This window comes from Streptomyces sp. NPDC004111, from assembly GCF_042874215.1.
In the GTDB taxonomy this organism is placed as follows: domain Bacteria; phylum Actinomycetota; class Actinomycetes; order Streptomycetales; family Streptomycetaceae; genus Streptomyces.
This window is the reverse complement of sequence record NZ_JBIAMU010000015.1, coordinates 283,391-289,949: the sequence shown is the minus strand read 5'-3', so window position 1 is coordinate 289,949 and position 6,559 is coordinate 283,391. Positions and strand designations below refer to the sequence as shown.

The 6,559-nt window shown below is 68.6% G+C and carries 6 protein-coding genes; 3 read left to right on the top strand and 3 right to left on the bottom strand.

Annotation, left to right across the window (positions count from 1 at the left end; all coding sequences use genetic code 11):
• Window positions 1–91 precede the first annotated feature (91 nt).
• Both ACFYVL_RS28585 and ACFYVL_RS28580 read right to left on the bottom strand, forming a co-directional pair.
• Window positions 92–418 (bottom strand): SH3 domain-containing protein, encoded by a 327-nt coding sequence (locus tag ACFYVL_RS28585; protein WP_389249769.1) that lies wholly within the window; start codon window positions 416–418, stop codon window positions 92–94.
• Window positions 419–693: 275 nt separating this feature from the next.
• Window positions 694–1,671, bottom strand: a complete 978-nt coding sequence (locus tag ACFYVL_RS28580; RefSeq protein WP_389249767.1) for a helix-turn-helix transcriptional regulator — start codon at window positions 1,669–1,671, stop codon at window positions 694–696.
• A 359-nt stretch (window positions 1,672–2,030) separates the two neighbouring features.
• Here ACFYVL_RS28580 and ACFYVL_RS28575 point away from each other — a divergent pair, with 359 nt between their 5' ends.
• On the top strand, window positions 2,031–2,381 hold the full coding sequence (locus ACFYVL_RS28575; protein WP_389249766.1) for a (2Fe-2S)-binding protein: 351 nt from the start codon (window positions 2,031–2,033) through the stop codon (window positions 2,379–2,381).
• A 95-nt stretch (window positions 2,382–2,476) separates the two neighbouring features.
• Here the strand turns inward: ACFYVL_RS28575 and ACFYVL_RS28570 are convergent, their stop codons facing one another.
• A complete protein-coding gene (locus ACFYVL_RS28570) occupies window positions 2,477–2,932 on the bottom strand; it encodes a pyridoxamine 5'-phosphate oxidase family protein (protein WP_389249764.1) in 456 nt (151 codons plus the stop codon).
• A 142-nt stretch (window positions 2,933–3,074) separates the two neighbouring features.
• On the opposite strand from ACFYVL_RS28570, the gene clpB reads away from it, so the two are divergent.
• Window positions 3,075–5,708: an ATP-dependent chaperone ClpB gene (clpB, locus tag ACFYVL_RS28565; RefSeq protein WP_389249762.1), complete on the top strand. Its 2,634-nt coding sequence runs from the start codon at window positions 3,075–3,077 to the stop codon at window positions 5,706–5,708.
• A 133-nt stretch (window positions 5,709–5,841) separates the two neighbouring features.
• Window positions 5,842–6,390, top strand: coding sequence for a YbjN domain-containing protein (locus tag ACFYVL_RS28560; RefSeq protein WP_389249761.1), 549 nt, complete (start codon window positions 5,842–5,844; stop codon window positions 6,388–6,390).
• Window positions 6,391–6,559: the final 169 nt, after the last annotated feature.

Sequence of the window (6,559 nt, the reverse complement as noted above, 5' to 3'; positions counted from 1 at the left end):
ACCGCAGCCAACTCCTCACTCAGCACATCCAGTCAACGACACCGCCGATCAAGAAGACACGCCATCACAGATCCCACATGACCAAGCACTACTAGCAGTTGTCCAGGTACGCGGTGTGGATCCAGACGCCGGTGGGGCCGCCCCACAGGTCGCCCATGACCCAGTTGCCCTGCGTGCCGTGGTAGTTCATGTTCTGGCCGCGGTTGACCTGGCCCATGACGCCGTACTCGGGACCCGGGCCGCCCCGGAAGTTGACGCCGTCGTCGTTGACCGTGCAGACCAGGTTGATCTTGTGGGCCGCCGTGACGGGGGCCGGGGCCGCGGGGGCGGCGCTCGCGCCGGTGGACGCGGCGAGGGCGAACAGGGCGGCGCCCGCGGTGACGGCGGTGGCGATCAGGCGAGGTGTCCTGCGCATCATGTGCGGCAACTCCTTGTGGCATGACGGGTCGCGCCCAGGGGTGCTGAGCTGCGACGTCGAGCGGTTCGCCACTGAAGGTAGCCGTACGGTCGCACTCTGTGTCCAATGGTGCGCGTTGATCACCCCACCGAGTGGCACCCGGCGCGCCAAACCTCGCTGTAAAGGGGTGGGTGTGGTGGCAGTACTGGGTGTGCCAGGGGCGGTGTGTGTGGAGGTTCCGGTGGTGGGCCGGGCCGGGCAGGAGGGAGGAATCACCCCCGCCCGGCGGTCGCTTCCTAGGCGTCGAGGATGTTCGAGCGGGCGATCAGATAGCCCAGCTGTGCGCGGCTGCCACTGCCCAGTGCGGCGGCGAGTTTGGCGATGTGGGCCCGGCAGGTGCGGACGTTCATGCCGAGGCGGCGTGCGATGGCCTCGTCCACGTACCCCTCCACCAGCAGTTTCGCGATGGAGCGCTGCACACCGGAGATACCGGCCGGAGTGGGGTCGTAGGAGACCGGCTCCAGGAGCGGGACCGCGCGCTGCCAAAACTGTTCGAACACCTGGGCCAGGTAGTTGACGAGGGCCGGGTGGCGCAGTTCGAGGGCTATTTCCTGGTCGTCGCTGACCGGGATGAAGGCGACCGACCTGTCGAAGATGAACAGCCGGTCGACGAGCTCTTCGAGGGTCCGGATCTCCACCTTCGCCTCTGCCATCCGCTCCGCGTACGCCAGCGTGCCCTGGCTGTGCCGGACCGTGTGCTGGTAGAGCGTGCGCATGGAAACGCCCCGGTCGACCAGGGGTTTGCCGCGCTCCAGGCCCTGCTCCAGGATGTCCTCGCGCCGGCCGCCTCCCGGCTGGATCGTCAGCACCTCCACCTGGCACTCCGCGGCGGCCAGATCCAGCGTGGCGTTGATCCGGTTGATGCCCTCCAGCACGGTGATGGCGTGGGTGGTCGCCGACGTCTGGGCGCTGAGCGCGAGGAAAGGCTCGAAAGCATCGGAAAGTTGAACGGTCAGCAGTCTGCGATCCTGTATTTCTTTCTCCAGCGGATGCAGAAGCTGGCCGAGCGCGGTCGACGGCGGAACCGGGCGGAGCCAGTTCGCGTCGTCCGGATCGGGATGCAGGAGCGCGAACTCCATCAGACAGGGCGCCGACTGGACATCGACCCGGCCTATGCGTCCGGTGCGCAGGGCGGTGGCGTAAAGCCGCGCACCGTCGTCGCACAAGCTGGTCACGTCGTGGGGATGTGTCGGTATCTCCCCCTTTGCGCCCATATGTCCACCCCCCAGGGTCCTGAACGTACAGGAACATGATGCATCGCCCCGGTGGTGTTGACGTGCCTGAATAGGCCATCGTCTTCATCACGGGGCTGAGGAAGACCACCAAGTGAGGACGAAGCCGACTATGCGTAAGAGAATGCTTCGCTCAGTGCTTGTCGCCGCTACCACTGCGGCGCTTGCGCTCGGAGTGGGTGCTGGCTTGAACAGTGCGCAGGCAGCGGAGCCGGACCTCGGCTGGGGTCGCGCGCAGACGGTCAGTGCGGACCTCGGCTGGGGATTCGCAGCCGGACCGTACGCTGGTAAGGGCGACCTCGGCTGGGGCGTTGCTCCCCGTAACAACAAGGCTGTTTGACATGCCGTCGGACGACCCGTCGTTCAGGCGTGAGATGGCCCGGGTGATCCGGGGCGGCTGGCACCTCATCGATCTCGTTTCGGCCGTCCCCGAGGCCGGCGACTCGCTGATGGTGACCCTCTTCGGAGAACCGATCCTGATCGTTCGCGAGCAGGACGAGGACGTCCGGGCCTACCGGTGCCTCCGCAAGCCCCGGGGGGCGCCGCAGCCCATCCGGTGTGAGATTCGGTACGGCAACATCTTCGTGAACCTCGACAAGTCCGACCACGTCGTCTTCGAAGCGGGCAGTGCCTCGCGCCCCGCCTCGGGGTCCGCACCGCGGACCGCACAAGCCACCCCCCGCAGTGCCTGAAGCGATTCCCCCGTCGTCACCAATCGCTCAGGCGCTTCCCCCACACAGCGGCGTCCTCGTGAACCTGAACACGAGGGCGCCGCTGTGCTGTCCTCCTACCGGGCCTGTTCCACCCGGGGCGCCGGGGCCGCCGCCTTCTTCGGCGGGTTGCCCGCGTTGCCCATCGCCCGGGTGAGGGTGATCTCGATCAGTACCCGGTTCGGGTTGACCCTGGCCGGGCGGTAGCGCTCGCTGTAGCGCCGTACCGCCTCCTCGATCGCCTCCGGTTCCCTGCGGACCCTGGCCCGGCCCTCCAGCGTGGCCCACTTCGAGCCGATCACCTGGCAGACCGCCGCGAGTGCCCCCTCCTCGCCCGCGGCCAGGACGTTGCGGACCTTCTTGCTGTTCCCGTCGGCCGTCACCCATGCCGTGCCCGCGACCGGGTCGTAGGTCACTCCCACGGGCACCACGTGCGGGGTGCCGTCCGGACGGTGAGTGGTCAGAGTGGAGAAGTGGTACCCGGTCCAGAAGGCGAGGTACTCGGGGTTCGGGTCGCGTGGGTCGATGGCCATGCCCGGCAGATTAGCCCGGTGCGCGCCGAGCAAAGCTGAGTGGAATAGACTCAACTTTGTGCACGTTGGAAGAGTCATAGGACTTGGTAGCAGCTACCGCCGTAGCTGTGTCACTGCCGGCGCATAGGAGGAGAGAGCGGACGTGGAAGCCGAGCTGACCAACAGGAGCCGGGACGCGATCAACGCGGCCACCCAGCGGGCCGTCACCGACGGCCACCCCGATCTGACCCCCGCGCATCTGCTGCTCGCACTGCTGGAGGGCCAGGACAACGAGAACATCGTCGACCTGCTCGCCTCCGTCGAGGCCGACCAGGCGGCGGTGCGCGCCGGGGCCGAACGCCTGCTCGCCGCGCTCCCCAGCGTGACCGGCTCCACGGTCTCGCCACCGCAGCCCAACCGTGATCTGCTGGCCGTCGTCGCGGACGCCGGGCAGCGCGCGAAGGAGCTGGGCGACGAGTACCTGTCGACCGAGCACCTGCTCATCGGCATCGCGGCCAAGGGCGGCCAGGCCGCCGACGTACTGAAGAACCAGGGCGCGAGCGCGGAGCAGCTGCTCGACGCATTCGAGAAGAGCAGGGGAGGGCGCCGGGTGACCACTCCGGACCCGGAGGGCCAGTACAAGGCCCTGGAGAAGTTCGGCACCGACTTCACGGCCGCCGCGCGCGAGGGCAAGCTGGACCCGGTCATCGGCCGTGACCAGGAGATCCGCCGCGTGGTGCAGGTGCTGTCCCGCCGTACCAAGAACAACCCCGTCCTCATCGGCGAGCCCGGTGTCGGCAAGACCGCCGTCGTCGAGGGACTCGCCCAGCGCATCGTCAAGGGCGACGTGCCCGAGTCGCTGAAGAACAAGCGGCTGGTGTCGCTGGACCTCGGCGCGATGGTCGCGGGCGCCAAGTACCGCGGCGAGTTCGAGGAGCGGCTGAAGACCGTCCTCTCCGAGATCAAGGAGAGCGACGGGCAGATCATCACGTTCATCGACGAGCTGCACACGGTGGTCGGCGCCGGCGCGGGCGGCGACTCCGCCATGGACGCGGGCAACATGCTCAAGCCGATGCTGGCGCGCGGCGAGCTGCGCATGGTCGGTGCGACGACCCTCGACGAGTACCGCGAGCGCATCGAGAAGGACCCGGCGCTGGAGCGGCGCTTCCAGCAGGTGCTGGTCGCCGAGCCGTCCGTCGAGGACACCATCGCGATCCTGCGCGGCCTCAAGGGCCGTTACGAGGCGCACCACAAGGTGCAGATCGCGGACTCCTCGCTGGTCGCCGCCGCGACCCTGTCCGACCGGTACATCACCTCCCGCTTCCTGCCCGACAAGGCCATCGACCTCGTCGACGAGGCGGCCTCCCGGCTGCGGATGGAGATCGACTCCTCGCCCGTCGAGATCGACGAGCTCCAGCGGTCGGTGGACCGGCTCAAGATGGAGGAGCTGGCGCTGAAGAACGAGACCGACGCCGGTTCCGTGCAGCGCCTGGAGAAGCTGCGCCGCGACCTCGCCGACAAGGAGGAGGAGCTGCGCGGTCTGAACGCCCGCTGGGAGAAGGAGAAGCAGGGCCTCAACCGGGTCGGTGAGCTGAAGGAGAAGCTCGACGAACTGCGCGGCACCGCCGAGCGCGCCCAGCGCGACGGCGACTTCGACACCGCCTCCAAGCTGCTGTACGGGGAGATCCCCGGCCTGGAGCGCGAGCTGGAGGAGGCCGCCGAGGCCGAGGCGGAGGTCCGCGAGGTCGACACCATGGTCAAGGAGGAGGTCGGGCCGGACGACATCGCCGACGTCGTCGGATCGTGGACCGGCATTCCGGCGGGCCGCCTCCTGGAGGGCGAGACGCAGAAGCTGCTGCGCATGGAGTCCGAGCTGGGCAGGCGGCTGATCGGACAGACCGAGGCCGTGCAGGCGGTCTCCGACGCCGTGCGCCGCACCCGGGCCGGCATCGCCGACCCCGACCGGCCCACCGGGTCCTTCCTGTTCCTGGGTCCGACCGGTGTCGGCAAGACCGAACTGGCGAAGGCGCTCGCGGACTTCCTCTTCGACGACGAGCGGGCCATGGTCCGCATCGACATGAGCGAGTACGGCGAGAAGCACAGCGTGGCCCGTCTGGTCGGCGCCCCGCCCGGCTACGTCGGGTACGAGGAGGGCGGCCAGCTCACCGAGGCCGTGCGCCGGCGCCCGTACAGCGTCGTACTCCTCGACGAGGTCGAGAAGGCCCACCCCGAGGTCTTCGACGTGCTCCTCCAGGTCCTGGACGACGGCCGGCTCACCGACGGCCAGGGCCGGACGGTGGACTTCCGCAACACCATCCTGATCCTGACCTCCAACCTGGGCAGCCAGTACCTGATGGACCCGGCGACCGCCGAGGACGTCAAGAAGCAGCAGGTCCTGGAGGTCGTACGGTCCTCCTTCAAGCCGGAGTTCCTGAACCGGCTCGACGACCTGGTGGTCTTCTCCGCCCTGGACAAGGAAGAGCTGGCGCACATCGCCGAGCTCCAGATCGGCCGGCTCGCCAAGCGGCTCGCCGACCGGCAGCTCACCCTGGACGTCACCCCCGACGCCCTGGCCTGGCTGGCCGAGGAGGGCAACGACCCGGCGTACGGCGCCCGGCCGCTGCGCCGCCTCATCCAGACCGCCATCGGCGACCGGCTGGCCAAGGAGATCCTGGCGGGCGAGGTCAAGGACGGCGACACGGTGCGGGTCGAGCGGGTCGGGGACGACCTGCTCGTGGGCCCGGCGACCGGCGCCGGAGCAATCTCCACGGAGGTCTCCACGGAGAAGAAGCTGTAAGGGGTGCAATGACTGCCCAAGGGTGCGATTCGCGGCGTTCTCTAAGCCCGCAGCGGATCGCGCCCTGCGGGGGTTGCGTTCACCCTCCCGGGATGGGAGAGGATGACCGGAACCGTACGAAGGGAAATACACGGTGAGCATCGACCCGTCCTCGATTCCGAATTTCGGGGGACAGCCCGAACCGCAGCCCGAGGGACCGGCGGGCCCCGTCGTCCCCGACCAGGACCTGGTCAAGCAGCTTCTCGACCAGATGGAGCTGAAGTACGTCGTCGACGACGAGGGTGACCTCGCGGCGCCGTGGGAGGAATTCCGCACGTACTTCATGTTCCGCGGCGAGGACGACCAGCAGGTCTTCTCGGTACGGACGTTCTACGACCGGCCGCACAGCATCGACGACAAGCTCCAGCTCCTGGAGCTCCTCGACGACTGGAACCGCCGCACCCTGTGGCCGAAGGTCTACAGCCACACCCACGACGACGGCTCCGTGCGCCTCATCGGCGAGGCCCAGATGCTGATCGGCACCGGCGTCTCCCTGGAGCACTTCGTGTCCTCCACGGTGAGCTGGGTCCGTGCCTCCATCGAGTTCGACAAGTGGGTCGTCGAGCAGCTCGGCCTGGAGAAGGACGTCGACTCCTCGGTCGAGGGCGACGACAAGGACGGCGACAAGGGCGAAGAGGCCTGAAGCCTCGGGTCCCTTTCCCGGACGCGTCACCCCTGAAGCAGCACGACGAAAGCCCGGCCCGAACGGCCGGGCTTTCGTCGTTCCCGCGGGGGCTGCCGTGCGGGATTCGCGCGGGCGCGGGCAGGAATTCGCGCGGGCGGCGGACGGGATCGGGTGCGGGCGGAACACC

What these genes read in the sequence shown, in the direction of transcription:
- ACFYVL_RS28585 (WP_389249769.1), bottom strand. Translation starts at nt 418, where the DNA reads ATGATGCGCAGGACACCTCGCCTGATCGCCACCGCCGTCACCGCGGGC.
- ACFYVL_RS28580 (WP_389249767.1), bottom strand. Translation starts at nt 1,671, where the DNA reads ATGGGCGCAAAGGGGGAGATACCGACACATCCCCACGACGTGACCAGC.
- ACFYVL_RS28575 (WP_389249766.1), top strand. Translation starts at nt 2,031, where the DNA reads ATGCCGTCGGACGACCCGTCGTTCAGGCGTGAGATGGCCCGGGTGATC.
- ACFYVL_RS28570 (WP_389249764.1), bottom strand. Translation starts at nt 2,932, where the DNA reads ATGGCCATCGACCCACGCGACCCGAACCCCGAGTACCTCGCCTTCTGG.